Annotated in this window: 23 protein-coding genes; 12 read left to right on the forward strand and 11 right to left on the reverse strand. The window is 73.1% G+C overall.

All coding sequences use genetic code 11. The features are described 5' to 3' along the window. Positions 1-66: 66 nt before the first annotated feature. The gene (locus tag ACHFIV_RS01230) at positions 67-708 is read left to right on the forward strand and encodes a TetR/AcrR family transcriptional regulator (protein ID WP_398962166.1); all 642 of its coding nucleotides are present in this window, start codon (positions 67-69) and stop codon (positions 706-708) included. Between the two features lie 29 nt (positions 709-737). Here ACHFIV_RS01230 and ACHFIV_RS01235 read toward each other — a convergent pair whose 3' ends face one another. Beyond that, the gene (locus ACHFIV_RS01235; protein WP_398962168.1) at positions 738-1,697 is read right to left on the reverse strand and encodes an endonuclease/exonuclease/phosphatase family protein; all 960 of its coding nucleotides are present in this window, start codon (positions 1,695-1,697) and stop codon (positions 738-740) included. Between the two features lie 193 nt (positions 1,698-1,890). On the opposite strand from ACHFIV_RS01235, the gene ACHFIV_RS01240 reads away from it, so the two are divergent. Then, positions 1,891-3,105: an SUKH-4 family immunity protein gene (locus tag ACHFIV_RS01240; protein ID WP_398962170.1), complete on the forward strand. Its 1,215-nt coding sequence runs from the start codon at positions 1,891-1,893 to the stop codon at positions 3,103-3,105. Between the two features lie 21 nt (positions 3,106-3,126). Here the strand turns inward: ACHFIV_RS01240 and ACHFIV_RS01245 are convergent, their stop codons facing one another. Next, the gene (locus tag ACHFIV_RS01245; protein WP_398962171.1) at positions 3,127-3,885 is read right to left on the reverse strand and encodes a GDSL-type esterase/lipase family protein; all 759 of its coding nucleotides are present in this window, start codon (positions 3,883-3,885) and stop codon (positions 3,127-3,129) included. Between ACHFIV_RS01245 and ACHFIV_RS01250 the strand changes: the two genes are divergently transcribed. After that, positions 3,884-4,879 carry a WD40 repeat domain-containing protein gene (locus tag ACHFIV_RS01250; RefSeq protein WP_398962174.1) on the forward strand — a complete coding sequence of 332 codons (996 nt, stop codon included), beginning with the start codon at positions 3,884-3,886 and terminating at the stop codon, positions 4,877-4,879. The two genes, ACHFIV_RS01245 and ACHFIV_RS01250, sit on opposite strands and share 2 nt — an antisense overlap. 91 nt (positions 4,880-4,970) lie before the next feature. Here ACHFIV_RS01250 and ACHFIV_RS01255 read toward each other — a convergent pair whose 3' ends face one another. Next, positions 4,971-5,372, reverse strand: a complete 402-nt coding sequence (locus tag ACHFIV_RS01255) for a PPOX class F420-dependent oxidoreductase (protein WP_398962175.1) — start codon at positions 5,370-5,372, stop codon at positions 4,971-4,973. Positions 5,373-5,567: 195 nt separating this feature from the next. On the opposite strand from ACHFIV_RS01255, the gene ACHFIV_RS01260 reads away from it, so the two are divergent. Beyond that, positions 5,568-6,143 carry a GNAT family N-acetyltransferase gene (locus tag ACHFIV_RS01260; RefSeq protein WP_398962178.1) on the forward strand — a complete coding sequence of 192 codons (576 nt, stop codon included), beginning with the start codon at positions 5,568-5,570 and terminating at the stop codon, positions 6,141-6,143. A 68-nt stretch (positions 6,144-6,211) separates the two neighbouring features. Here ACHFIV_RS01260 and serC read toward each other — a convergent pair whose 3' ends face one another. The 7 genes from serC to ACHFIV_RS01295 all read right to left on the reverse strand — a co-directional run bounded on the left by serC (position 6,212) and on the right by ACHFIV_RS01295 (position 12,838). Beyond that, on the reverse strand, positions 6,212-7,330 hold the full coding sequence (serC, locus tag ACHFIV_RS01265; protein WP_398962181.1) for a phosphoserine transaminase: 1,119 nt from the start codon (positions 7,328-7,330) through the stop codon (positions 6,212-6,214). A gap of 120 nt (positions 7,331-7,450) precedes the next feature. Beyond that, positions 7,451-8,659, reverse strand: coding sequence for a cytochrome P450 (locus ACHFIV_RS01270; RefSeq protein ID WP_398962184.1), 1,209 nt, complete (start codon positions 8,657-8,659; stop codon positions 7,451-7,453). Then, positions 8,656-9,891, reverse strand: coding sequence for a cytochrome P450 (locus ACHFIV_RS01275; protein ID WP_398962187.1), 1,236 nt, complete (start codon positions 9,889-9,891; stop codon positions 8,656-8,658). The genes ACHFIV_RS01270 and ACHFIV_RS01275 overlap by 4 nt, the downstream gene beginning before the upstream one ends. Next, positions 9,888-10,541, reverse strand: coding sequence for a GTP-binding protein (locus ACHFIV_RS01280; RefSeq protein WP_398962190.1), 654 nt, complete (start codon positions 10,539-10,541; stop codon positions 9,888-9,890). Before ACHFIV_RS01280 ends, ACHFIV_RS01275 begins: the two co-directional genes overlap by 4 nt. Then, positions 10,522-10,893, reverse strand: a complete 372-nt coding sequence (locus ACHFIV_RS01285; protein ID WP_398962193.1) for a DUF742 domain-containing protein — start codon at positions 10,891-10,893, stop codon at positions 10,522-10,524. The genes ACHFIV_RS01280 and ACHFIV_RS01285 overlap by 20 nt, the downstream gene beginning before the upstream one ends. Beyond that, on the reverse strand, positions 10,890-11,333 hold the full coding sequence (locus ACHFIV_RS01290; protein ID WP_033297446.1) for a roadblock/LC7 domain-containing protein: 444 nt from the start codon (positions 11,331-11,333) through the stop codon (positions 10,890-10,892). The genes ACHFIV_RS01285 and ACHFIV_RS01290 overlap by 4 nt, the downstream gene beginning before the upstream one ends. Further along, on the reverse strand, positions 11,330-12,838 hold the full coding sequence (locus tag ACHFIV_RS01295) for a sensor histidine kinase (protein WP_398962197.1): 1,509 nt from the start codon (positions 12,836-12,838) through the stop codon (positions 11,330-11,332). Before ACHFIV_RS01295 ends, ACHFIV_RS01290 begins: the two co-directional genes overlap by 4 nt. A gap of 450 nt (positions 12,839-13,288) precedes the next feature. Here ACHFIV_RS01295 and ACHFIV_RS01300 point away from each other — a divergent pair, with 450 nt between their 5' ends. Together ACHFIV_RS01300 and ACHFIV_RS01305 are read left to right on the forward strand one after the other, a co-directional pair. Then, complete coding sequence (locus ACHFIV_RS01300; protein ID WP_398962200.1) at positions 13,289-15,058, forward strand: LCP family protein; 1,770 nt, start codon at positions 13,289-13,291, stop codon at positions 15,056-15,058. Positions 15,059-15,335: 277 nt separating this feature from the next. Further along, positions 15,336-18,104 (forward strand): FAD-binding and (Fe-S)-binding domain-containing protein, encoded by a 2,769-nt coding sequence (locus tag ACHFIV_RS01305; protein ID WP_398962201.1) that lies wholly within the window; start codon positions 15,336-15,338, stop codon positions 18,102-18,104. Positions 18,105-18,173: 69 nt separating this feature from the next. On the opposite strand, the gene ACHFIV_RS01310 is transcribed toward ACHFIV_RS01305, so the two are convergent. Further along, positions 18,174-19,094 (reverse strand): LysR family transcriptional regulator, encoded by a 921-nt coding sequence (locus ACHFIV_RS01310; RefSeq protein WP_398962204.1) that lies wholly within the window; start codon positions 19,092-19,094, stop codon positions 18,174-18,176. 141 nt (positions 19,095-19,235) lie between these two features. Here ACHFIV_RS01310 and ACHFIV_RS01315 point away from each other — a divergent pair, with 141 nt between their 5' ends. The 6 genes from ACHFIV_RS01315 to ACHFIV_RS01340 all read left to right on the forward strand — a co-directional run bounded on the left by ACHFIV_RS01315 (position 19,236) and on the right by ACHFIV_RS01340 (position 25,461). Continuing rightward, positions 19,236-20,195 (forward strand): EamA family transporter, encoded by a 960-nt coding sequence (locus ACHFIV_RS01315; RefSeq protein WP_398962206.1) that lies wholly within the window; start codon positions 19,236-19,238, stop codon positions 20,193-20,195. Between the two features lie 91 nt (positions 20,196-20,286). Further along, positions 20,287-20,805, forward strand: coding sequence for a DinB family protein (locus ACHFIV_RS01320; protein WP_398962208.1), 519 nt, complete (start codon positions 20,287-20,289; stop codon positions 20,803-20,805). Positions 20,806-20,895: 90 nt separating this feature from the next. Then, positions 20,896-21,063, forward strand: a complete 168-nt coding sequence (locus ACHFIV_RS01325) for a hypothetical protein (RefSeq protein WP_398962210.1) — start codon at positions 20,896-20,898, stop codon at positions 21,061-21,063. 299 nt (positions 21,064-21,362) lie between these two features. Further along, positions 21,363-22,169 (forward strand): TIGR03084 family metal-binding protein, encoded by an 807-nt coding sequence (locus ACHFIV_RS01330; protein ID WP_398962213.1) that lies wholly within the window; start codon positions 21,363-21,365, stop codon positions 22,167-22,169. Next, on the forward strand, positions 22,166-23,869 hold the full coding sequence (locus ACHFIV_RS01335; RefSeq protein WP_398962216.1) for an acyclic terpene utilization AtuA family protein: 1,704 nt from the start codon (positions 22,166-22,168) through the stop codon (positions 23,867-23,869). The genes ACHFIV_RS01330 and ACHFIV_RS01335 overlap by 4 nt, the downstream gene beginning before the upstream one ends. Beyond that, on the forward strand, positions 23,866-25,461 hold the full coding sequence (locus ACHFIV_RS01340) for an acyl-CoA carboxylase subunit beta (RefSeq protein WP_398962219.1): 1,596 nt from the start codon (positions 23,866-23,868) through the stop codon (positions 25,459-25,461). Before ACHFIV_RS01335 ends, ACHFIV_RS01340 begins: the two co-directional genes overlap by 4 nt. Position 25,462 lies beyond the last annotated feature (1 nt).

Genomic DNA, 25,462 nt, shown 5'->3' on the forward strand with positions numbered 1-25,462 from the left:
CCGGCCCTCGCGATCAGCTCGACCGCGGTCACGGGCACCGGATGTGGGGCAGATCAAGGAGGAGCCGTGGTGGATGTCCCGGTGGACGAACTGACCGGCGTGGTCGACGGTGCGCGTACGCGGGCCCGTGGACGGCTCCTCGACGCCGGCCTGGAGTTGTTCGGGGTCTACGGCTACGCGCAGACGTCGGAGCAGGACCTGTGCGAGACGGCCGGGGTCCCGGAGGAGGTGCTCTGGGAGGAGTTCGGCTCCCGGGAAGGCCTGTTGACGGCCCTGCACAACCAGATCACGACCAGCGGACTGCGGGCGGCGGAAGTGGCCCTGCTCTCCGAGGGGATGGACGACTGCCCGGTGGAGCAGCGCTTCCGCCGGCTCTTCGACGCCTATGTGTCGGCGGTGACCCGGGACCTGCGTGAGGCACGGGTGACGTTCGTCGAGGTGCTGGGCGTGAGCCCGGCGGTGGACGCGCACTGCAAGCGGTGGCGTGACCTGTGGACCGACTTCCTGACCGGTGAGGCCGAACGTGCGGCGGTGCGCGGCGAGGTGGAGGAACGGGACCACCGGGTCGTGGTGATGGTGATGGTCGGCACGGTCCACGAACTGATGGCGCACCACGCCCGCCGCCCGCGCCGGGCACGGCCGGACGAGGTGACGGAGGAGCTGACCAAGCTGGGGCTCGCCATGCTCGGGGTCGAGAAGGTGGGCTGAGCGGGGGTGGCGTACCGCCTCGGCCACCCTCACAGCTTGACGGAGGCCTCCAGGGGCAAGTGGTCGCTTCCGGTGGCCGGCAGCGCCCGGACGCGGGTGACCGTCGCCGACCGGGTGAGGACCTGGTCGATCCTGGCCACCGGGAACCGCGCGGGCCAGCTGAACGCGAAGCCGGGACCCGGCCTGCTCATCAGGGAGCTGACCGGCTCCAGACCCCGGTCGTCCAGGGTGCCGTTGAGGTCGCCCAGGAGGACCACCCGGTCCAGGGGCTCGGCGGCGAGGGCCTCGCCCAGGAGGGCGGCGCTCTCGTCCCGCCGTCCGGACGTGAGCCCGGTCGCCGGCCCGATCCGGACCGAGGGCAGGTGGGCGACGTACACGGCGACCTCGCCCCACGGTGTGCGGGCCGTCGCCCGCAGTCCCCGGTCCCAGCCCTCCCCGACGCCCTCCGGCCTGATGTCCACGAGCCGTATGCCGGTGAGGGGGTATTTCGACCAGAGCCCGACCGTGCCCCTGGTCGCGTGGTGCGGATAGTCCGCGGCCAGGACGCCTTCGAAGGCGGGCAGGGCCGGGGCCGTCAGCTCCTCCAGCGCTATCAGGCCGGCGCCCGTCCCGGCCAGGGCGCGCGCGGTGGCGGCCGGGTCGGGATTCACGTCGCTGACGTTGTGCTGGACCACCGTGACGGTGCCGTCCGCCTCCTGGCCGAAGGCGGACACGGTGCCCGCGTGGGCCAGGCACCAGGCGGCCACCGGCAGCAGCAGCCCGGCCGCCACCAGCAGCGAGCGACGCAGCAGCGCCGTGACCAGCAGGACGGGAACGGCCAGGCCGAGCCAGGGGAGGAAGGTCTCCAGCAGACTGCCGGCCCGGCCGGGGGTGTTCGGGACCAGACCGGGACGGACGAGCAGGACGGCGACCAGGAGGCAGACCAGGGCGCCCGCACGGCCCCGCTTCCAGCTCCAGGCCGATTCCCCCGTCTCCCGCTTTCCCGCCATGCGCCCGCGCTCCTTTCCCGGGGTCTTCCGGCGAAGGCCCGCACGGTGATGAGCACGCGCGGTCCGGTGATCCGGTTCCGCGGGGGCGTGCGATCCGCTTCCCGCGTCCCGGGCGGCCCCTGATGTCAGTGGGCTTCCCTACGGTGGAGGTCATCGGCGGGACCGCCGCGTACGGGGAATGTGGGGGTTGTTCATGACGGGGACGGGCATCGCGGTACCGGAGGCGTCCATCCATCCGGACATCACGCACGGAGCGACGCGGCGGGCGCTCGCCGGCGGCGTACTGCCGCGCGCACACCCGGTCATGAGGTTTCCGCACCTGTCCGAGGCACGTATGGTCACGGCGGTTCACCTGGTCGGGGAGGAGTACGACCCGGGTGACCTCGATCCGCGCACAGCGGGCACGGTGGTCGTCGGCCATCTGCTGACCGAGGGGTACGAGGCACAGCCGGTCGTCGTGGACGGGGAGACGGGCCGGGTCTTCAGCCTGAGCATGTACGCGCCCCAGTACGCCGAACTCCATCCGCTCGCCCCCTCGCTCGACGCCCTCGCGCGCCTCCTGGCGGCCGTCGACGCACTCGCCTCTCTGAGTGGGCCCTTCGCACACCTGGAGGGCCGCACCGGCCTGCCGGTCGTCGAGGAGGCCTCGGCCCTCCTGCTCTCCGCCTTCGCGGCCGAGGAGTGGGACGGCGAAGGCTGGGGGGATGCCGTGGGGGTGGGCGAACTGCCCTCCGTCTGGCGGATGGCAGCGCTGTTCCGGCCGATGGCCCTGGTCGCCGCACCGGGCAGGGGACTGTGCCTCGATCTGCCGCCGGGCTTCATGGAGGAGGAGTTCGGCGCCGAGGAGGTCGTGCGGATCCCCCGGGAGGACCAGCCCGAGGCCCTGGAGCACGAGCCGACCCGCCGGTTCCTGGCCGAAGTGGGCCTGCCCAGGCACGGGTTGATGTTCTGGCTGGACGAGCCGGAGGACATCCTCAAGACGATGACCGCCGCCCGTGCGGAGAGGCAGGCGGACCCCGCTCTGCGGCACCTCGACATCGGCGGGGACCTGCCGGAGGGTGCGGACCATCTGCTGCTCATCGGCGGCCTGATGCACGACTTCGACACGGTCGTCGACGGCCGCACGGGCCTGGTCCACTACGCGCTGATCGACGACGAGACGGTGACCCCGGTGAACGCCGACGTGTCGACGCTGGCCTTCACGGTGTGGATGCACAGCAGGCAGCAGAAGCTCGAGAAGGAGTACGGGATCGCGGGCAGCACGGGGGAGTTCTACCACCAGGTCGCCGACACGATGGTCGCCGTGCTCGCCTCGGCCGACCCGGTCGCCTGCCTCCCCGCGAGCGGACCCGACGACTACCGGTACTGGCCGGAGGTGTTCCACGACGAGGCGGGAGCCGTACTGTGACCGGGGAGGCCTCCCGGGGAGTCAGACCGTCGCCAGCGCCCCCGCGTACGGGCCGCCCACGCCCCAGGCCTGGTGCATCGCGTCGGCGAAGGCCCCGGCCAGCCTGTGTTCGCCCGTCGGGCCGGGGTGCGTGCCGTCGTAGGTGTCCGTGTGGATGTCGTATCCCACGGGAGGTGAGGCCAGCAGCACCGGGGACGAGGGCGTGTCCAGGTCGGCGACCGCATGCGCCAGCAGTGTGTTGAAGCGTGCGCACTCGGCAGCGAAGGGGGCGTCGGACTCCGCCCTGATGTTCGGTATGACGGGAAGCAGCACCAGCCTGATCCGGGGGTTGGCGGTGCGGGCCGCGGTGATGAACGCCCGTGCGTTCGCGGCGGTCTGCGCGCTGTCCGTGTAGAAGCCGAGGTCTATCAGGCCGAGCGAGACCAGCAGGATGTCGGCGCGGGTCGCCGCGACGGTGTCCGCGATGACCGGGGCCATGTGGAGCCAGCCCTCACCCCAGCCGGCGAGGTGCCGCCGCGCGGACGCGGGGAAGGCCTCGTCGCCGTACGCGGTGGAGAGCGGGGCGTTCGCCTCGGTGTCGTACAACTCGGTGCGCGGGCCGGTGATCGTGTACCCGCCGCCGCCCACGGTCGCTTCGAGGTGCTGCCACATGCGGTAGCGCCAGGTGAAGTCGCCGGCCCTGCCCACGGTCATGCTGTCGCCGACGAAGAGAAAACGCATGGCGACATCATGGCGGATCACCGCTCCGGCCTGCGACGTGACGGTGGACACTTGTGCCATGAGATCGCCGCTGACCGTCTCCGCCGCCGCCGTCCTCCTGCTGCTCACGGGGGCGGCCCCCGCCGTCGCGGACGAGGGGGACGGGGCGGACAGGACCTTCACGGTCGAGGACCCCCGGATCACCGAGTCCAGCGGTCTCGCCGCCAGCCGGGCGCACCCGGGCGTCTACTGGACGCACAACGACAGCGAGGACGGGCCGTACGTCTACGCCGTCGACTCCCGGACCGGGAAGACCGTGGCGACGATCACCATGAAGGGCGTGGGGGAGCCCCGCGACGTGGAGGCGATCTCGCTCGGGCCCGACGGCAACCTGTACGTGGGTGACATCGGCGACAACCTCGACGGCTCGTGGGACCACGTCTGGATCTACCGCTTCCCCGAGCCGGAGCGGCTCGCGGACGCCACCGTGCGGGCGACGCAGTTCGACGTCACCTACGCCGACGGCGCGCGCGACGCCGAGGCGTTGATGGTCCACCCCACGACGGGGCGGGTGTACATCGCCTCCAAGAACGAGGACGGCGGCGGCCTCTACGAGGGCCCGCGCAAGCTGACGGCCGGCGGGGCCAACGTCTTCCGGCGCGTGGGCGAGGTGCCCTGGGTGACGGACGGCGCGTTCTCACCGGACGGCAGGGAACTCGTGCTGCGCTCGTACTTCAGCGCCCGGGGCTACGCCTTCGCCGACGGCCGCCTCGGCGCCGACCGGGCGGTGGGTGTGCCGCTCCAGGGCCAGTCCGAGTCGGTGACGTACACGGCGGACGGCTCGGCGATGATGTTCGGCTCGGAAGGGGAGCGCAGCGAGGTGCTGCGCGTGGAGGTGAAGGGCGGCCGGGCACCCTCGCCGAACGGCGGGGGCGGCGGGACGTCACCCGGCGGCGGTGGCGGCGACGGCGACGGTGGCGACGGCGGCCCGGACAAGGGGACCGCGACGGGCGGCGCCCTGGCTGTCGTGGTCATCGTGGCGGCCCTGATCGCGGCCAGGCGCCGCCGCGGGTAGCGGGTGCGCCGACCCCGCGGACGTCCTGGTCACGGGCCGGTCCGTGACCTCGTGCGCGCGCGGGGCAGCGGGCCGCCCGGCCCTCGCCCGCTCAGGCGTCGTCGGTGACCGGCCGCAGTTCGTAGTGCAGGGTGCGGTCGCGCTTCAGCCGGTGGGTGAGGGGGACGGCCACGCCCTGGAGCGCCGGGTACTTCCGGGAGAGCGTCCGGGCCGCGTGGGTGTTCTCCTTCGAGCCCTCCTGCAGGAGCCGCGCCCATGCCTTCACGGGTGGTCCTGTCGGCGCACCCCGCACGGTGCACGGCGCGATCTCCACCATCGGGTGGTTGCGCATGCGGTCGACCTTCCAGGCCGAGGAGAACGTACGGATGTAGGCGTGGTCACCCTCGACGGCGATGCTGACGGGGGTACGGGCAGCCGATCCGTCCGGCCTGCGGGTGCTGAGCAGGACGGTGTACTGCTTCACGAAGGGCTCGAGCTCACGGATCGTCTCCATGTATCCCATGGTGCACGAGTAAGGGACGATCCGGGCATTCGGGGCGTCGGGTCCGTCGCTGCTGCCGCCGCTACCCGCTGCCACGGAAGGGCCCCGGCCAGGGCCGGACCGGTCCTGAGGTGCCGCCCGGCGCGCGAAGGGCGCGGTGCGCGGACCGCGGAGGCCCGGCCGCCTGCGCCGCGTAGGCTCCGCCCCATGCAGGCCAACGGCGCCCCCGAGCCCTTCGTCACCTCCCGTCTCGACGCCCTCCCGCTCGACGTCGCCCACGCGGACGAGATGGCCGCGGTCCTCTTCGACCCCGCCCTGCACGCCTGGACGGGAGGAGCCCCGGAGGACGCCGGGGCCCTGCGCGCCCGCTACGAGCGCCAGGTCGCCGGCCCGTCCGACCCCGCCGAGCTCTGGTGGAACTGGGTGCTCAGGGTGCGGGCGGACGGGGGCCTGGCCGGTTACGTGCAGGCCACCGTGCGCGGGGCGCGGGCGGAGGTGGCCTGGGTCGTCGGGACCCGGTGGCAGGGCAGGGGGTACGCCAAGGAGGGAGCCGCGGGGCTGGTCCGGCACCTGCTGGACCGGGGGCCCGTCCGTACCGTCGTGGCCCACATCCACCCGGAGAACGCCGCGTCGGCCGCCGTGGCCGCCGCCGCGGGGCTCCTGCCGACGGACGAGCGGGAGGACGGCGAGGTGCGGTGGCGGCGGGACACCCTCCAGGAGGCCGTGCCCGGCCGGGGGGCAGGCCCCGGATGGGGTCAGGGACCACGCCACAGGCGGTCGTGATCGAGCTGAGCGGAACGGGAACGGCCCCGCGCACCGAGGTGCGCGGGGCCGTCCGGGACGACTGACCGTCAGAGCTTGTCGATCACGTAGTCGATGCAGGCGGTGAGCGCCTGGACGTCCGCCGGGTCGATCGCCGGGAACATCGCGACGCGCAGCTGGTTGCGGCCCAGCTTGCGGTACGGCTCCGTGTCGACGATGCCGTTGGCGCGGAGCACCTTGGCCACGGCCGCCGCGTCGATGCCGTCCTCGAAGTCGATCGTGCCGATGACCTGCGAGCGCTTCGCCGGGTCGGTGACGAACGGGGTGGCGTACTTGGACTCCTCGGCCCAGCCGTACAGGGCCTGCGAGGAGGCGGCCGTGCGGCCGGTCGTGAAGTCCAGGCCGCCCTGGGTGTTCATCCACTTCAGCTGCTCGTTGAGCAGGAAGAGGGTCGCCAGCGCCGGGGTGTTGTACGTCTGGTTCTTCAGGGAGTTGTCGATCGCCGTGGGCAGCGAGAAGAACTCCGGGATGTGCCGGCCCGAGGCGTGGACACGCGCGGCGCGCTCCAGGGCGGCGGGGGAGAACACGCCGATCCACAGGCCGCCGTCGGAGGCGAAGGACTTCTGCGGCGCGAAGTAGTAGACGTCCGTCTCGGTGATGTCGACCGGCAGGCCTCCGGCGCCGGAGGTGGCGTCCACCAGGACGAGGGAGCCCTCGTCGGCGCCCGCGACCCGCTTGACGGGGGCGGCGACACCCGTCGAGGTCTCGTTGTGGGTGAAGGCGTAGACGTCGACGCCCGCCTCGGCCTCCGGGTCCGGGTGGGTGCCCGGGTCCGAGGCGATGACGGTGGGGTCGGCCAGCCACGGGGCGAGCTTGGCGGCCTTCGCGAACTTGGACGAGAACTCGCCGAAGTTCAGGTGCTGGGACTTGGACTCGATCAGACCGTGCGTCGCGACGTCCCAGAAGGCGGTGGAGCCGCCGTTGCCCAGGACGACCTCGTATCCCTCGGGGAGGGAGAAGAGGCTGCGCACGCCGTCACGCACCTCGCCGACCAGGTTCTTGACCGGGGCCTGGCGGTGGGAGGTACCGAGAAGGGAGGTGCCGGTCGCGGCCAGAGCGTCGACCGCCTCCGTCCGCACCTTGGAGGGCCCGGCGCCGAAACGTCCGTCGGCGGGCTTGAGGTCAGCGGGAATCTGGATGTCAGCCACGATCCGGAGCGTAGTCCCTCCGGGAAGCGGTCGAGGACCGTGTCCGTCGGATGAGACACACGCTCCGGAGCGTGGATGACCGGTGCGGCCGGGAACCAGCCGGGGCGGAAAGTGGTGCGATCAGCCCAGATCGACCGGGAGCTCGTACAGGTCGTTCTGGGTCACGATCGGCTTGTTCCGCAGGTCGGAGGCCGGCACCGCGAGGTCCAGGTCCGGGAAACGCTCGTACAGCGCGGGCAGGGCGACCCCCGCCTCCAGCCGGGACAGCGCGGCGCCGGGGCACACGTGCGGACCGTGGCCGAAAGCGATGTGGCGGTTGGGGGAGCGGGTGATGTCGAACTCACCGGCGGTCGGCCCGTACTGCTTCTCGTCGCGCCCCAGCGCGCCGAAGGAGATGATCAGGGCCTCGCCCTTCGGCAGGACCTTGTCACCCACCTCGATGTCCTCGGTCGCGAAGCGGATCAGGACGTGCGAGGTCGGCGTGTTCCAGCGCAGCGTCTCCTCGATCACGTTCTCCCACGGCACCTCCCCGTTCAGCACGCGCTTGCGCTGCTCGGGATGGGTCTGGAGCGCCTCGACGACGTTGACCACCAGGCTGATCGTGGTCTCGTGGCCGGCCGCGATGATGAGCTGCAGCGTGTTGACGATCTCCTCGTTGGTGAGGTGGTCGCCGTCCTCGGAGGCCGCGATCAGGGCGCTGGTGAGGTCGTCGCCCGGGTTCGCCCGCTTGTCGTCGACGATCTTCGTGAAGAGGGCGCCGAGGTCCGCCATCATCTGCGGGACCTCCTCCGGCGGTGTCTGCGTCGAGAAGAACTTCTCGAACAGCTCCTTGAGCCGGGGGTGGTCGGCCGCGTCCACGCCCATCAGCTCGCTGATGACGTTCATCGGCAGCGGATAGGCGAACTCCGCCTTCAGGTCGACCGGCTCGCCCTTCGGGAGGGCCGCGAGCCGGTCCAGGGAGGCGTTCGTCAGTGCCTCGATGCCGGCGCGCAGCCGCTCCACGCGCTTCACCGTCAGGGCCTGCGCGACCATGCTCCGCAGCCTGCGGTGCTCGGCGCCGTCCACCGTCAGCATGGAGCGGCCCGGGTTGGCGAGACCGATCAGCGGCCAGTCCATCGGGATCTCGCCGCGCCGCCAGGCGTTCCAGACACCGATGTCCTTGACCACCCGGCTGTCGGTGAGCAGTTGGCGGGCCTCGGCGTGATGGGTCACCGCGTAGCAGTGCACCCCGCCGGGGAGCTCCACCTCGGCCAGCGGCCCGGCGGCGCGCAGCGCGGCGCTCTCGCCGTCGAGGTCGGCGACGAGAGGATCGAGGGCGATCCGGGTCATTTCTGGCCTCCAAGAGCGGGGGTGGGCGTGAAGTGCACCGGCAGGTCCGTCAGCCCGTGCAGCCACGGGGACGGGCGCCGGGTCAGCCGGTCCGCGGGGACGTCGAGGTCCACGTCCGGGAGCCGGTCCAGGAGCACCTCGATTCCCGTACGGGCGATGACCTCCGCGGTCTCCTGGGCCGGGAACGGGCAGCGGTGCTCGCCGTGGCCGAACGAGAGGAACGCGTTGTTGCCACCGGTGAGCGCGGAGCCGTCGGTGCGTATCTGCGGGTCGACGTTGGCGGCGGCGATGCCGAGGAGCAGCAGGTCGCCGGCCCGGATGTGCCGGCCGCCGAGGTGGGTGTCGCGGGACGCCCAGCGGCCGGCCACGTTCTGGGTGGGGGTCTCCTCCCAGAGGACCTCGTTCATGGCCTCGCCGACGCTGTGCCGGCCGCCGGACAGCGAGGCGGCGAAGCGGTCGTCGGTGAGCATCAGCCGCAGCGAGTTGCCCATCCAGTCCGCCGTCGGCTGGTGGCCCGCGGCCATCATCACCATGAGGTCCTGGGCGACCTCCTCGTCGGTGAAGCCCCCCGGGTCCTGGAGCATCCGGGTCGCCACGTCGTCGCCGGGCTCGGCGTGCTTGTCGACGAGGAGCTGGAACATGGCCGAACCGAGGTGCTGCTGTCCGGCCAGAGCCCGTTCACGACCGTCGATCATGTCGTTGAGCGCGCCCACCAGCGGTCCGCCGACCTCGTCGCTGAAGCCGTAGAGCTTCGCCAGGACGCGGGCGGGGAGCAGCATCGCGTACTCGGCGATGATGTCGGTGCGGCCGGTGGAGCAGAAGCGGTCGATGAGGTCGTCGGCGAACTCCTCCGCGTACCGCTTGAGCGCGAACGGGTCGACGGCCTCCAGGGCGTTGCTGATCATCGCCGCGCGGACGGTGTGCCGCTCACCGACCGTGTAGAGGATCGACGGCTGTCTGCGGCCGATCATCGGCAGCAGCGGCCAGTCGTCCGGAATGGCGTCCCACTGGTTCCACAGCTCCGAGTCCCGGCTGAAGAGCACCGGGTCGCCGGTGACCTGGTGCAGCTCCCGGTAGCCGAGGATCAGCCAGGCGGGGATGTCGCCGGGGAGCACGACGGGGGCCACGGCACCGTGGTCACGGCGCATCTCCCGGTACAACCGCACCGGGTCGGTCTGGAACCGCGGTCCGGACAGGGGTACGGGACCGTGGGAGACGGGGCACTGGGTCACGATGTGGGCTCCGGGGTCATGGCCGGGGCCGGGCCGGCGGCCAGGGCGGGGCCGGAGGCCTTCGCACGGGCTACGGACAGTGCGTGGAGGTGCTCGACCAGCGTGATCAGGACGTACTTGCTGGAGGAGCGGTCCCGGGCGTCGCACTCGACGAGAGGGACGTCGGGGGAGAGGTCGAGGGCCTCGCGGATCTGCTGCTCGGTGTGGAACGAGCCGCCGAAGTCGTTGCACGCGACGATGAACGGCGTGCCGTGGTGCTCCAGCCGGTCGATCGCGTACCAGGAGTCGGCCAGCCGCCTGGTGTCGACGAGGACGACGGCGCCCAGGGTGCCGGCGAAGAGGCGGTCCCACAGGAACCAGAAGCGTTCCTGTCCGGGCGCGCCGAAGAGATAGAGGACCGAACGCGCGTCGAGCGTGATGCGGCCGAAGTCGAAGGCGACCGTGGTGGACGTCTTGCTGTGCACACCGTCGAGGTCGTCGACGGCCTCGCCCGCGCGGGTCATGGTCTCCTCCGTGTTGAGCGGACGGATCTCGCTCACGGATCGGACCATGGTGGTCTTGCCGACCCCGAAGCCGCCGACAACGACGATCTTCAGTCCGTTGTCGGCCGTCGCCTGCAGGGCGGCACGGTCAGAGGTTGCGGAGTCCAACGAGCACCTGTTCCAGGGTGTCGGTGTCGGGGAGACGGTCCTCGACACGGGCAGTACGGGGATGGCGGGCGCTGATCCGGCCGGTGTCGAGCAGGTCGCACAGCATGATGCGGACGATGCTGACGGGCAGGCTCAGGGTGGCCGAGATCTCGACGACCGCGGTGGGGCTGTTGCACATCCGCAGGATCGCGACGTGCTCCGACTGCATCCCGGGGCTCGGGTCGCACTCGGCGACGACGAGCGTCACCAGGTCGAACGCGGCCGAGTCGGACCGGCTGCGCCCACCCGTGAGGGTGTACAGCCGGTCCGGGTCGTCGTCGCGTCCGGGGCGGGGGCGCGGGACGGAGGTCATACGTCCGCGGTTTCCGCGACCGTGGCCGCCGTGTCGCCCGAGGGGTCGCGCGGCGGGGCGACGAGGTACTCGCCGAGCTGCTCGACGAGTTCGCTCATGTTGTGGCCGACGAGGCCGACGTCGGAGTCCTCCGCAGCCACGACCGCCAGATGGGCGCCCGCGCCGGCCTCGACGATGAACAGCACGCCACCGTAGAACTCGGTCATCGCGGACCGCACGCCGCCGGAGCCGTCACCGAACTCGATGGACGCGCCGTGCGACAGGCTCTGGATGCCCGCGGAGATCGCGGCCAGCTGGTCGGCCTGGTCGACGGATAGTTCGGGAGTGCGGCACAGCTTCAGGCCGTCCCTGGACAGGACGAGGGCGTGCCGGGCGCCGGGCGTGCGGTCGAGCAGCCCCTCCAGCAGCCAGTTGAGCTTCTCATCGGTGGTCGCGCTCATCGGGTGTTGCCTTCCGGGTGCGGGGAATTGGCTCGTACCGCCTGGCTGAAGGTGCTGAAGCGGGCAGCCTGCACCTTCGGGTCGGTGGCACGGGGCCTGGGGGATTCGGCTCCGCCGGGGGTGGCATTGCCGGTACGGGCTTCGGCGGCGGCCAGCGTGCGGCCGCGGCGGCGCTTGGGCAGGCCGCTCTCGCCGACCTGGGGGACGGTGCCGGTGGACTCGGACGCGGACTCCGGCCGCCCGGGTGCGGCGTCCGTGCGCGGCGCGGACCCGGGGGAGTCCGTCACCGCGGTGGCCGGGGCCCGCCCGTCCGCGACCGGCGTCGTGTGGGCCGGCTCGGGCTCGGGGTGCCGGGCGGGGCCCGGGAGGGGAGCGGTGGCGGGTGTGCGGGAGATGAGCTCCTGCGGCAGCATCATCAGCGCGCCCGTGCCTCCGCGTGCCGACGGCCGGAAGGAGACGGTGAGGCCGTGCTTCCTGGCCAGCCGGCCGACGACGGCGAGGCCGAGCCGGGTGCCGGAGATCCCGGTGAGGTCCTGGTTCTCGGCGGACACGGCCCGCTCGGCCCTGCGCAGCTGCACATCGCTCATCACCAGGCCGCTGTCCTCGACGGTGACAACGATGCCTGCCGGGACCTCCTCGACGTACACGTGCACCTCGGCGGTGGGCGGCGAGAAGTTGGCGGCGTTGTCCAGCAGTTCGGCGAGGGCGTGCATGACTCCCTCGGCCGCGTGCCCCGCGATGGCCACGTCGCTGGTCGAGTGCAGGCGGATGCGCTGATAGCTGCCGATACGGCCCATGGCGCCGCGCAGGATCGACTCCATCACGATCGGCTTGGCCCACCGGCGCCCGGAACGCGCCCCGGTCAGCACGGCGATGGAGTCGGCGAGGCGGCCCGCCTGGGCGGTGCGGTGGTCCAGGTGCAGCAGGTCACCGAGCACATCCTCGGCGGTGTGCCGGTGTTCCATCTCGCGCAGGTCGGCCAGCATGCTCGTCGCCAGGGCCTGCATCCGGCCCGCGGCGTTGGCGCAGGCGGAGATCGCGGCGGAGCGCTCGTTCTCGGCGCGCCGGGCACGGGCGGTGAGCCGGGCGGCCTCGGCGGTGAGCCGCTCGTGCTGCTCGGTGGCCTCCACGGTGACCCGTGCGACCCGGTCGTCCGCCTCGGCGGTGACCCGGGCCGCCTCGGCGGAGGCGGCCGCCCTGATCCTGGCGGTCTCCGCGGTGAAGCGCTGGGCCTCGGCGGCGGAGGTCGAGACGAGGCGGGAGGTCTCGGCGGTGAAGCGTTCGGAGTCGGCGGCCCGCAGGGCGCGCAGGTTGCGGGCGGTGGCGAGCGTGTGGACCGTGACGGTCACCGCGATGCAGAGGAGCGCGGCGGCGCCGCCCGCTCCCCACGCGATGGGTGTCCGTACCGAGGCGGGAGCGGCGGCGACCGCCCACAGGCACAGAGCACCGGTAACGGCTGCCGATATCAGCAGGGCGAGTGCGGTCGGCCGGAGTGAAGGGCGCAATCGGAGTCCTCGGGGCGGACGGTGCGGGGGGAAAGGGCAGGTGGGACGGAAGGGACAACCTGGACTTACCGGTGTGGTGATGATGAAAGGACCACAACTGGAGCTGATTGTTCCTGATCAAGTCACGGCAACTATAGGAGAATTGGCGACTTGTTTGGGGATTCCTTGTGGCCACTTCTGTATGAAATCTGGCTTGAACTGACCCTGGCGGAGCCCTGAGGCCGATGCCCGGCCGGGCAAGTCGTGGACCAGGCGGGCAACTAGTGCTGAATGTCGGGTTATGTCGCCTGTGTGATGCTTGATTTATCACGATCGTCGCCCGTGAGCCGGTGGGCAGCTAGGGTGAGCGCTCCGGTGCAGTCGACTTTTCGGGTCGGCACCGCCGTAAGACACACCGCGCGCCTTGAAGGGGGAGGCGCCGCGTGGCCCCGACGGAGGACGCAGGCAACCGTGGACGCGCAAGGCCGTGGGCGGGACGAGGGAATCGACCCCGCAGACCAGTGGGTACTCAACCCCGACACCGGTGATTACGAACTGCGACTGACCCCCTCCTCAGGGCGATCGTCCGCGCCGGCCGGCACACCGGACGCGAGAACGCCCGGACCGCGCCGCAGGCCGGCTCCGGGGCCGGAGACTCCACGGCCCGGTGACCGGGCCTCCGTGCCCGGCCAGCGTGGCGGGCGCCGGGGCTCCGACGGTGGCCGCGGGGAACGGGACGGGACGCGGAAGCCGGGCGGCCGGGCGGCCGTGCCGGCGGCCGGGCGCCGCAAGGCCAAGCCGCAGAAGTCCCGCAAGAAGAAGGCCCTGGTGTGGACCGGCGGCGTGCTCGCCTTCCTGATGGTGGGCGTGGGCACCGCGGGCTACCTCGTGTACCAGCACTTCAACGGCAACATCACCGCGGTCTCCACCGACGGGGCCGGCACCGGTGGCTTCAGCAAGGACCGGGCGATCAACGTCCTGGTGATCGGGACCGACAAGCGGACCGGCGAGGGCAACGAGGGCTACGGGGACGCCGGAAGTGTCGGCCACGCCGACACCAGCATCCTCTTCCACGTGTCCAAGGACCGCACCAACGCGACCGCGCTGAGCATCCCGCGTGACCTGATAGCGGACATCCCCGTCTGCCCGACGAAGCTGGAGAGCGGGGAGGAGAAGGACATCCCCGCGACCCCCGGCGGCCGCTTCAACACCAGCCTCGGGCAGTCGGACCGCACCCCCAGCTGCACCATGCGTACCGTCACCGAGCTCACCGGCATCGAGGTCGACCACTTCATGGTGGCCGACTTCAACGCGGTCAAGTCCCTGACGACCGCCGTCGGAGGCGTGGACGTCTGCCTCGCCAAGGACATCGACGACAAGGACTCGCACCTCAAGCTGTCCAAGGGCGAGCACACCCTCCAGGGCGAGCAGGCCCTGGCCTTCCTGCGCACCCGGCACTCCGTCGGCTTCGGCAGCGACCTCAGCCGCATCGAGATCCAGCAGCAGTTCCTGGGCTCGCTCATGCGCAAGCTGAAGTCCAACGACACCCTGACCAGCCCCACGAAGATGTGGTCGCTCGCGGAGGCCGCCACCAAGGCGCTCACCGTCGACGACAAGATCGCCGACATAAACCAGCTCCGCAAGCTGGGTATGGAGCTGGCGTCGGTCGACCCCAAGAACATCACGTTCACCACGGTCCCGGTGCTGGACAACCCGAACGACAAGGCCACCGTCGTCCTCGACGAGTCCAAGGCGCCGCAGGTCTTCTCGATGATGCGCGAGGACGTCTCCTTCACCGCGGTGGCGAAGCAGGAGAAGGCCGCGGCCAAGGCCGAGGCGGACGCCAAGCTGAAGGGCGAGATGGCCGACCCGGCGGACGTGCGGGTCGACGTCTACAACGGCGGCGCCCCCGCCGGCTCCGCGCAGAACGCCCTGGACTGGCTGCAGAACGAACAGGGCGTGCTGAAGTCCACGAACCAGGCGAACGCGCCGCAGGACGTCAAGAAGACCCAGCTCGTCTACGCCCCCAACCAGGCGGACCAGGCCCGCCGGCTGGCCGGCATGATGGGCCTGTCGGCCTCGGCCCTCAAGCCGACCACGACGGACGCGGGTGAGATGGAACCGATGGCGCTGACCCTGGGCCCGGACTTCAAGAAGGCGGGCAGCCCGCTCACCGCCCCGGCGAAGGCGCCGGCCGACATCCAGCGCGTGGAGGCCGACAAGGCGGTCTGCGCCAAGTAGTCCGGCCCGGCCCCGCGTTCGGGGCCGGCCCGCGACCCTCCGCGCCGCTCCCGTCCGGCCCGCCCCAACCGCGCGAGGCGCCGCGCCCGTCCGGCCCGCCCCATCCGCGCGAGGCGCCGCGCCCGTCCGGCCCGCCCCATCCGCGCGAGGCGCCGCGCCCGTCCGGCCCGCCCCATCCGCGCGAGGCGCCGCGCCCGTCCGGCCCGGTCCATCCGAAGAGCGCAGCCGCCGGTGTCCGACGGCCGCCTCCCTGCCCCGGGCGCGGCATGCTGGCCTCATGCCCGCCACCGACCTCGTCCGAGAACTGGCCCAGGCCGTCCACGGCGACGTGGAGTCCGACGTGACCGCCCGCGCCCTCACCACCATGGACGCGTCCAACTACCGCCGCGTCCCCCAGGCCGTCGTGGCCCCCCGCGACGCCGAGGACGTCGCCGAGACACTCCGCGTCTGCCGGGAGCACGCCACCCCGGTCACGCCCCGCGGGGGAGGTACCTCGATCGCCGGACAGGCCACCGGCGCCGGCGTCGTCCTGGACTTCACCCGGTACATGCGGCGCGTCATCGCGCTCGACCCCGCGGCCCGTACGGCGGTCGTCCAGCCCGGCGTCGTCCTGGACGACCTGTGCGCCGCGGCGGCCCCGCACGGGCTGACGTTCGGCCCCGACCCGTCCACCCACAGCCGCTGCACGCTCGGCGGCATGATCGGCAACAACTCCTGCGGGTCGCACTCCGTGGCCTGGGGCACCACCGCCGACAACCTCCGGAGCCTCCGCGTCGTACGCTACGGCGGCGGCGAGGCCCTGCACATCGGCCGGGGCCTGCCCGACGCGCCGCCCGGCCTCCCCGAGTTCGCCGCCGCCCACCTCGCCCTGCTGCGCACCGGTTTCCCCGAGCTCCCCCGCCGCATCTCCGGGTACGCCCTCGACGCCCTGCTCCCGGAGAACGGCCCCGACCCCGCCCGCGCCCTCTGCGGCAGTGAGGGGACACTCGCCGTGGTCACCGAGGCGACCGTCGCCCTCGTCGGGACGCCGGGGGCCCGCGCGCTCGCCGTGCTCGGCTACGCCGACGAGACCGCCGCCGCGGAGGCCGCCCCCGGCCTCCTCCCGTACGGCCCGCTCACCGTCGAAGGCATGGCCGCCGACCTCGTACGCGAACCGGCCGGTCTGCCACGCGGCGCGGCCTGGCTGTTCGTGGAGACCGGCGGCGCCACGCCCGCCGAGGCCCGCGCCCACGCGGCACGTGTCCTGCGCGCCGCCGACGCCCTGGACGGCACCGTCGTCACCGGCCCCGCCGCGATGCGGACCCTGTGGCGCATCCGCGAGGACGCCGCCGGCACGGCGACCCGGATGCCCGACGGCACGGAGGCGTGGCCGGGCTGGGAGGACTGCGCCGTACCGCCCGCCCGCCTCGGCCCCTACCTCCGCGACTTCCGGGCGCTGCTCGCCGAACACGGCCTGCGCGGAACTCCGTACGGGCACTTCGGCGACGGCTGCATCCACGTGCGCGTCGACTTCGACCTGCTGACGGAGCAGGGCGTCGCCCGCTTCCGCCGGTTCTCCGAGGAACAGGCCGGCCTCGTCGTCGCGCACGGCGGATCACTGAGCGGCGAACACGGTGACGGGCAGGCGAGGGCGGAGCTGCTGCCCCGGATGTACGGCGACGCCATGGTGGACCTGTTCACACGCTTCAAGGACCTCTGGGACCCGGACGGCGGCCTGAATCCCGGTGTCCTCGCCCGCCCCGCACGGCTCGACGAGAACCTGCGCTTCGCCGTGCTCCCCGCACGCCCCGTGGACGTCGTCTTCGGCTACCCGCACGACGGCGGCGACTTCTCGGCAGCCGTACGCCGCTGCGTCGGCGTCGCCAAGTGCCGTACGGCGAAGGCCGGACCGGACGTGATGTGCCCCTCCTTCCGCGCGACCGGCGAAGAGGCCCACTCCACCCGTGGCCGCGCGCGGCTGCTCCACGAGATGCTCGCCGGCGAGATCGTCACGGACGGCTGGCGGTCGACGGAGGTACGGGACGCGCTCGACCTGTGCCTGTCCTGCAAGGGGTGCCGCACGGACTGCCCGGCAGGCGTCGACATGGCCACGTACAAGGCGGAGTTCCTCCACCACCACTACGAGCGCCGGCTGCGCCCGGCCGCGCACTACGCGATGGGCGGCCTCCCGCGATGGCTGCGGATGGCCGCCCCCTTCGCGGGCCCGCTCAACCTCCTGGCTCGCGGGGGACCGCTCGCCGCCCTCGTCAAGCGGCTCGGGGGCATCGACCCGCGTCGCACGCTCCCCGTCCTGGCGCGGCAGACGTTCCGGGCCTGGGCGCGCACCCGGACACCCGGGGCCGGGCCTGCCGTCGTCCTCTGGCCGGACACCTTCACCGACCACCTCTCACCGGAGGCCGGCCGTGCGGCGTTCCGGGTCCTGGAGTCGGCGGGCCGCAGTCCGGTGCTGCCCGGCCGCGGGGTGTGCTGCGGCCTCACCTACGTGTCCACGGGCCGGCTCGACGCGGCGCGCGCCGTCATGAGCCGCACTCTGGACCGGACGGAGGCGTCCCTCGGCACCCCGGTCGTCGTCCTGGAACCCAGCTGCGCCGCCGCCCTGCGCACGGACCTGCCGGAGCTCCTCCCCGACGACCCGCGTGCCGCCCGGCTCGCGGCGTCCGTCCGCACCCTGGCCCAGTACCTGGAGGAGTACGCGCCCGAGTGGACACCGCCCCGGCTGGACCGCCCCGTCGCCGGCCAGACCCACTGCCACCAGCACGCGGTCCTCGGGGACGACGCCGAGCGCAGACTCCGCGAGAAGGCCGGCCTGACCGGTGAACTGAGCGGCGGCTGCTGCGGGCTCGCCGGCAACTTCGGCTTCGAGAAGGGCCACTTCGACGTCTCGGTGGCCTGCGCCGAGGACCAGCTCCTCCCCGCCGTGCGGGCGGCGGAACCCGGCACGGAACTGCTGGCCGACGGCTACTCCTGCCGCACCCAGCTGGACCAGCTGGCGGGCCGCCGGGCCCGGCACCTCGCCGAGGTGCTGGCGGAGGGACTCGACGGCTGACTGGGGACCGGCCGGTGTCAGGGCTTCGCGACGGCCTCGCCCACCGCTGCGGTCAACCGCCATGGACGGCTACCGGGCGCAACCGCCCGGTGGGGTCCGCTGTTCGCGCGCCACGATCTCCCGGGCGAGCGCCGCCAGCCGGGGGAAGGCGGGGTGACCCGGCCCGTCCCGGCGGGCCAGCAGGACGGGCAGCGGCGGGGCGTCGTCCAGCGGCACGTAGGCGACGCCCCCGTGCGGGTGCATCTGGGCCGTGGACGCCCCCGAGACGCCGCTGCCCCTTCCTGCCGCGATGGCGGCGAGCCAGTCGTCGGTGTTGGCGACGGTGAGGGTGGCGGCGGGCCGCGCGTGCGGGGGCCACAGGCCCGGGGTGGTGGCTCCCGAGACGGTGTTGAGGACGACCGCGCCGCCGGTCAGGTCGGCCAGCGACAGCGAGGTGCGGGCGGCGAGCGGGCCGTCGGCGGCCACCGCCGCCACCCGCCCCTCGGTGAACAGCACCTCGGTGACGAGCCCCGGAGTGTCCACGGGCCCGCGGAGCAACGCCGCGTCCACCTCGCCGCGGGCGAGTCCCGCCGTGCGGTCGTCGATGCGCAGCAGTTCGAGCGGGGTCTCCGGGTGGCGGTGCTGCCAGGTACGCAGCAGCGGCGTGGTGTAGGGGCCGAACGCCGACCAGGCGTGCCCCAGTCGCAGCGGCCGGTGGCGCAGCCGGCCCGGGTCGAGGGCCTCCTCGAAGGCGCCGACCGCGGTGACGGCCTTGGCGCGGAAGGCGAGGCCCTCGGGGGTGAGGGCGAGGTGGTGGGTGGACCGGTCGACGAGCCGGACGCCCAGGTGCCGTTCGAGGGCGGCGAGCGTGCGGGAGACGACGGGCTGGGTGACATGGAGCCGGGCGGCGGCACGGGTCACGCTGCCTTCGTCCGCGATGGCGAGAAAGGCCCGCAGGTGCCGGACCTCGATACCGCGCCGACCGTTCCCGGCGCCCTGTCCAGTGCGCATGCGGCTGGAGCATAACGGGAGCGCAATCGGCATTTCGCGCGCGGCGCGCAGGTACCTACGGTGAGCAGGTGAGCGGCTCGCGATCAGTGCCGTATCGTAGACTTTCTAGTGCACTCCAATGGACTGAAGGAAAGGTTCCCGGTGAACGACCCGCGCGCTGCCGCCGACCAGGCCGCTGCCGTTGCCGTACCCGAGGCGGCGTCCGCGCTCGACGAGCCCGGGCGCCGCCGGCCGGGAGGTCCCGGCGGACGCGGAACGGCGCTGGGTCCGGTCGCGCTGGTGGTGGCCGGCGGGCTCTCCGTCCAGTTCGGCGCGGCGGTCGCCGTCCTGCTGATGCCGCGGGCCGGCGCGCTCGGCGTCGTCACCCTGCGCCTCGCCGCCGCCGCGCTCGTCCTGCTGGTCGTCTGCCGGCCGAAGCTGCGGGGGCACTCCCGCTCCGACTGGGGCACCGTGGTCGCCTTCGGTGTCGCCATGGGTGGCATGAACACGTTGTTCTACCAGGCCGTCGACCGCATCCCGCTGGGCGCGGCCGTCACGCTGGAGGTACTGGGCCCGCTGGTCCTGTCCGTCGTGGCGTCCCGCCGCCTGGTCAACGTCGTCTGGGCGGTCCTCGCGCTCGGCGGGGTCGTCCTGCTCAGCGGCGGAGGCTTCGACCGCCTGGACCCGGCCGGGGCGGCGTACGCCCTGGGAGCCGGCGCCATGTGGGCGGCCTACATCGTCTTCAGCGCGCGCACCGGCCGCCGGTTCCCACAGGCGGACGGGCTGGCCCTGGCGATGGTGGTGGCGGCGGTGCTCTCGCTGCCCCTGGGGATCATGGAGGCGGGCTCCGGGCTCCTCGTCCCCTCCACGCTGGCCCTGGGCGTCGCCGTCGCGCTGCTGAGCTCCGTCCTTCCGTACACCCTCGAACTCATGGCGCTGCGCAGGCTGCCCGCGCCCACCTTCGCGGTCCTGATGAGCCTCGAACCGGCCATCGCGGCCACGGCGGGCTTCCTCATCCTCGACCAGGCCCTCTCCTCGACGGACGCCCTGGCCATCGCCCTGGTCATCGGGGCGAGCATGGGCGCGGTCCGCAGCCAGACGCGGAGTTCCCGGAAGCGGTGAGCCCGCCGCTCCCAGGGGCGTACGGCCGTTCCGCCTGCGCGGCCGGGCATCCGATCCTAGGGTGGTCGACACGGCCGACCTGGAGGAACACATGCCTGAACGCGACGATCTGCTCGCGCTCGTGACCGATCAGCGCACCAACTTTCTCTACACCGTCGCGGGACTCGACGAGGCCGGGGCCCGCGCCCGGACGACGGTCAGCGAGCTGACCCTCGGCGGACTCCTGAAGCACCTCGGTGAGGTGCAGCGAAGCTGGCTGGACGTCGTCGAGGGCACCGCTCCCGCCGAGGTCGACTGGGCGGACCTCGACCCCGACGGCAACCGGATGACCGACGCGGAGACGGTGGCCGGACTGCTGGACGCCTTCCACGCGGCGGCGGACGCCTTCGACCGTACGGTCCGCGAGGAGACCGACCTCGACCGGGAGGTCACGCTGCCTTCGTACCCCTGGTCGCCCCCCGAGCCGGTCGTCTGGACCGTCCGGCGCGTCCTGTGGCACACCTTCCGCGAGATCGCCCACCACAGTGGCCACGCCGACATCATCCGCGAGGCGCTGGACGGGGCCAGCACCACGGCGAAGATGGCCGAGGCGGCGTCGAAGGGGCGGTAGGGCGCACTGCCGTCCCGCCCGTGCGGCGCCACCGCGCCGGGGACGGCCGCGAGGGGCACGATGGGAGGGAGCGGAGGAAGGAGCCCACGCATGGGATCCGCAAAGGGAACCGACGAGTACGACGGGCTGTACGCGCACACACCCTCGCAGGCCGAGGGCGAGAACGACGAGCCGGGCGTACGCGGCACGGCCTCCGAGGTCCACCCCGACGTCCCACGGACCGAGCCCTCGCAGGCCGAGGGCGACCGCACGGAGTGACGTGCGCGTCCGGCCGGCGACGGGCGGGACGCGGTGAGGCGGGGCCGCGGGGGACGTCCCGGGTGCTGAGCGCGCATCCGGCCCTCCCTTCTCGGGGCCGGGGCCGGGGCGCCCCGTCCCGCTGACAGCCGCTCACCTCGGGCTGACAGCCGTTCACCTCGGGCGGAAGGCGGGCCACGGCGGCGTACAAATGCCGGTGGCGTGAAGGCGGGCCGGAAAATCATGCAAGCGTGCTTGCTTGTTTTGCGGGGCGCTGGCATGCTCCGGGACACACCGCCACGCCCCGAGGGGAGCGCACCGTGCCCGACGCAACGGCCGTGACCGCCGCCGTGCTCGACGACCTGCGGGAGGAGGGCGGCGCACTCGATCTGCTGGTCGCGGGGCTGAGCGCGCACGCATGGGCGGCACCGACCCCCGCCGAGGGGTGGACCGTCGCCCACCAGATCGCCCACCTCAACTGGACCGACGACGTGGCCCTGACCGCAGCCACCGAGCCCGGAGCCTTCGCCGCGGAGGTCGAGAAGGCGCTGGCCGCCCCCGGGACCTTCGTCCACGAGGCCGCCGAGGAGGCCGTCACCGCCCTGACCCCCGAAGCCCTCCTCGTGGAGTGGCGGCAAGGGCGGGACCGGCTCCAGGAGGCCCTGCGCGCGGCGCCCGCCGCGGCGAGGCTTCCCTGGTACGGACCGCCCATGAGCGTCGCGTCGATGGCCACCGCGAGGCTCATGGAGACCTGGGCCCACGGCCAGGACGTCGCCGACGCGCTCGGTGTGACCAGGAAGCCGACCGCCCGGCTGCGGCACGTCGCCAGGATCGGCGTACGGGCCAGGGACTACGCCTACCTGGTGCGCGGCCTGCAGCCCCCCGCCGAGCCGTTCAGGGTCGAGCTGCGCTCCGAGGACGGCGTGCTGACCGTGCACGGCCCCGAGGACGCCCCCCAGCGGGTCACCGGCCCGCTCCTCGACTTCTGCCTGCTCGTCACCCAGCGCGCCCACCGGGACGACCTCGCCGTCGAGGCGGTCGGCCCCGACGCCGGGCAGTGGCTGGACATCGCACAGGCCTTCGCCGGACCGGCCGGACCCGGGCGGCCCCCCAAGGCCGGCCGGTGACCCGGCCGCTGCGCGTCGGCAACGCGTCCGGCTTCTACGGCGACCGCTTCGACGCCGTGCGCGACATGCTCACGGACGGGCCGCTGGACGTCCTCACCGGGGACTACCTCGCCGAACTCACCATGCTGATCCTGGGCCGCAGCCGCCTCAAGGACCCGAAGCGCGGATACGCCGCGACCTTCCTCCGGCAGCTGGAGGAGAACCTCGGACTCGCCCACGAGCGGGGCGTGAAGATCGTCGCCAACGCCGGCGGACTGAACCCGGCCGGGCTCGCCGACGCCGTGCGGGAGCTGGCGGACCGCACCGGTGTGCCGGTGCGCGTCGCCCACGTCGAGGGTGACGGCCGTCCCGTACCCGAGGGCTGCCTCACCGCCAACGCCTACCTCGGCGGTGCGGGCATCGCCGCCTGCCTCCGCGCCGGGGCCGACGTCGTCGTCACCGGCCGGGTCACCGACGCCGCCCTCGTCACCGGGCCCGCCGCCGCACACTTCGGCTGGGGACCGGACGCCCATGACGCCCTCGCCGGGGCCGTCGTCGCCGGGCACGTCCTGGAGTGCGGGACCCAGGCCACCGGGGGCAACTACGCCTTCTTCCGCGAGCACGACGTCCGACGGCCCGGCTTCCCGCTCGCCGAGATCCACGAGGACGGCAGCAGCGTCATCACCAAGCACGACGGCACCGGCGGCGTCGTCGACGTCGGTACCGTCACCGCGCAGCTGCTGTACGAGACGGGGGGAGCCCGCTACGCCGGACCCGACGTCACCGCCCGGCTCGACACCGTGCGGCTGACGCGGGACGGCCCCGACCGGGTGCGGATCGGCGGGGTACGCGGGGAGGCGCCGCCTCCCACGCTGAAGGTCGGGCTCAACCGGCTCGGCGGGTGGCGCAACGAGGTCGTCTTCGTGCTGACCGGACTCGACATCGAGGCCAAGGCACGGCTCGTGCGCGAACAGTTCACCGACGCCCTCGGCCGGGGCGGGCCGGCGCCCGCCGACGTCCGGTGGGAGCTCGCCCGCACCGACCGGGCCGACGCCGGCACCGAGGAGACCGCGAGCGCCCTGCTCCGGCTCGTCGTGCGCGACCCGGACCCGGATGCCGTCGGCCGCGCCGTGTCCGGGGCCGCCGTCGAGCTGGCCCTCGGCAGCTACCCGGGGTTCCATGTGACGGCCCCGCCCGGGAAGGGCGCTCCGTACGGCGTGTTCGAGGCGGCCCACGTGCCGGTCGCCGAGGTCGAGCACATCGCCGTGCTGCCCGACGGGACCCGGGAGGCGATCCCGTCGGCAGGCCCGTACCGGGACCTGGAGGAGGTGGCGGAACCGGCCCTGCCCGACCCGCTGCCCGCCGGGTCCACCCGCACCGTTCCCCTCGGCCACGTGGCGGGCGCCCGCAGCGGGGACAAGGGCGGGGACGCCAACGTCGGGGTGTGGGTCCGCACGGATGAAGCCTGGCGGTGGCTGGCCCACGAGCTGACCGTCGCGCGGTTCGGGGAACTGCTGCCGGAGACCGCGGGACTCGTCGTCGTACGCCATGTCCTGCCCGGGCTGCGGGCACTCAACTTCGTCGTCCACGGCCTCCTCGGCGAAGGCGTCGCCGCGCAGGCGCGCTTCGATCCGCAGGCGAAGGCGCTGGGGGAGTGGCTGCGGTCCCGGCACGTCCCCGTCCCCGTACAGCTGCTCGACCGACCGGAGGTGCACGCGTGACCGTCCTGCCCACCGCACTCGACACCGAGGGGCCCGAGTACGCCGCCCACCGTGAGGCGATGCTCGCGAAGCTCGCCGAGCTGGACGCCGAGCACGCCAAGGCCCTGGCGGGTGGCGGCGAGAAGTACGTCACCCGCCACCGGGAGCGCGGGAAACTCCTCGCCCGCGAGCGGATCGAGCTGCTGGTCGACCCGGACACCCCCTTCCTGGAGCTGTCGCCGCTCGCCGCCTGGGGCAGCGACCACACGGTCGGCGCCTCCCTCGTCACCGGCATCGGGACCGTGTCCGGGGTGGAGTGCCTGATCACCGCCAACGACCCCACGGTGCGCGGCGGCGCCTCGAACCCCTGGACCCTGAGGAAGGCGCTGCGCGCCAACGAGATCGCCTTCGCCAACCGGCTGCCGTGCGTCTCGCTGGTGGAGTCCGGGGGCGCCGACCTGCCCTCGCAGAAGGAGATCTTCATCCCCGGCGGGGCGCTGTTCCGTGACCTGACCCGGCTCTCCGCCGCCGGCATCCCCACCGTGGCCGTGGTGTTCGGCAACTCGACGGCCGGAGGCGCGTACGTCCCCGGCATGTCCGACCACACCGTCATGATCAAGGAGCGGTCCAAGGTCTTCCTCGGCGGACCGCCCCTGGTGAAGATGGCCACCGGTGAGGAGAGCGACGACGAGTCGCTGGGCGGCGCCGAGATGCACGCCCGCACCTCCGGTCTCGCCGACCACTACGCCGTCGACGAGCACGACGCCCTGCACCAGGCCCGTCGCATCGTGGCCCGGCTCAACTGGCGCAAGGCGCACCCGGATCCGGGCCCCGCCGCACCGCCGGAGTACGACGAGGACGAGCTGATCGGGATCGTCCCCGGGGACCTCAGGACGCCCTTCGACCCCCGCGAGGTCATCGCCCGGCTCGTCGACGGCTCGGACTTCGACGCCTTCAAGCCCCTCTACGGGACGAGCCTGGTCACCGGGTGGGCGCGCCTGCACGGCTATCCCGTCGGCGTCCTCGCCAACGCGCAGGGCGTGCTGTTCAGCGAGGAGTCGCAGAAGGCCGCCCAGTTCATCCAGCTCGCCAACCAGCGCGACATCCCGCTCCTCTTCCTGCACAACACGACGGGCTACATGGTCGGCAAGGCGTACGAACAGGGCGGGATCATCAAGCACGGCGCGATGATGATCAACGCGGTGTCGAACTCCCGGGTCCCCCACCTGTCCGTGCTGATGGGCGCCTCCTACGGCGCCGGGCACTACGGCATGTGCGGGCGGGCCTACGACCCCCGCTTCCTCTTCGCCTGGCCCAGCAGCAAGTCGGCCGTCATGGGCCCCCAGCAGCTCGCGGGCGTCCTCTCCCTCGTCGCACGCGCCTCCTCCGCCGCGAAGGGGCTGCCCTACGACGACGAGGCCGACGCCGGCCTGCGGGCCATGGTGGAGCAGCAGATCGAGTCCGAGTCCCTGCCGATGTTCCTCTCGGGGCGGCTGTACGACGACGGGGTCATCGACCCCCGCGACACCAGGACCGTCCTCGGGATGTGCCTGTCCGCGATCCACACGGCACCGGTCGAAGGCGCGCGCGGCTTCGGCGTCTTCCGGATGTGAG

The organism is Streptomyces sp. ALB3 (assembly GCF_044385685.1).
Classification (GTDB): Bacteria; Actinomycetota; Actinomycetes; order Streptomycetales; family Streptomycetaceae; genus Streptomyces.

Coding starts and splice junctions, on each gene's coding strand:
- ACHFIV_RS01240 (WP_398962170.1), top strand. CDS start 1,891: ATGACGGGGACGGGCATCGCGGTACCGGAGGCGTCCATCCATCCGGAC.
- ACHFIV_RS01255 (WP_398962175.1), bottom strand. CDS start 5,372: ATGGAGACGATCCGTGAGCTCGAGCCCTTCGTGAAGCAGTACACCGTC.
- ACHFIV_RS01270 (WP_398962184.1), bottom strand. CDS start 8,659: ATGACCCGGATCGCCCTCGATCCTCTCGTCGCCGACCTCGACGGCGAG.
- ACHFIV_RS01325 (WP_398962210.1), top strand. CDS start 20,896: ATGGGATCCGCAAAGGGAACCGACGAGTACGACGGGCTGTACGCGCAC.
- ACHFIV_RS01245 (WP_398962171.1), bottom strand. CDS start 3,885: ATGGCACAAGTGTCCACCGTCACGTCGCAGGCCGGAGCGGTGATCCGC.
- ACHFIV_RS01285 (WP_398962193.1), bottom strand. CDS start 10,893: ATGACCTCCGTCCCGCGCCCCCGCCCCGGACGCGACGACGACCCGGAC.
- ACHFIV_RS01235 (WP_398962168.1), bottom strand. CDS start 1,697: ATGGCGGGAAAGCGGGAGACGGGGGAATCGGCCTGGAGCTGGAAGCGG.
- ACHFIV_RS01290 (WP_033297446.1), bottom strand. CDS start 11,333: ATGAGCGCGACCACCGATGAGAAGCTCAACTGGCTGCTGGAGGGGCTG.
- ACHFIV_RS01260 (WP_398962178.1), top strand. CDS start 5,568: ATGCAGGCCAACGGCGCCCCCGAGCCCTTCGTCACCTCCCGTCTCGAC.
- ACHFIV_RS01305 (WP_398962201.1), top strand. CDS start 15,336: ATGCCCGCCACCGACCTCGTCCGAGAACTGGCCCAGGCCGTCCACGGC.
- ACHFIV_RS01310 (WP_398962204.1), bottom strand. CDS start 19,094: ATGCGCACTGGACAGGGCGCCGGGAACGGTCGGCGCGGTATCGAGGTC.
- ACHFIV_RS01250 (WP_398962174.1), top strand. CDS start 3,884: ATGAGATCGCCGCTGACCGTCTCCGCCGCCGCCGTCCTCCTGCTGCTC.
- ACHFIV_RS01320 (WP_398962208.1), top strand. CDS start 20,287: ATGCCTGAACGCGACGATCTGCTCGCGCTCGTGACCGATCAGCGCACC.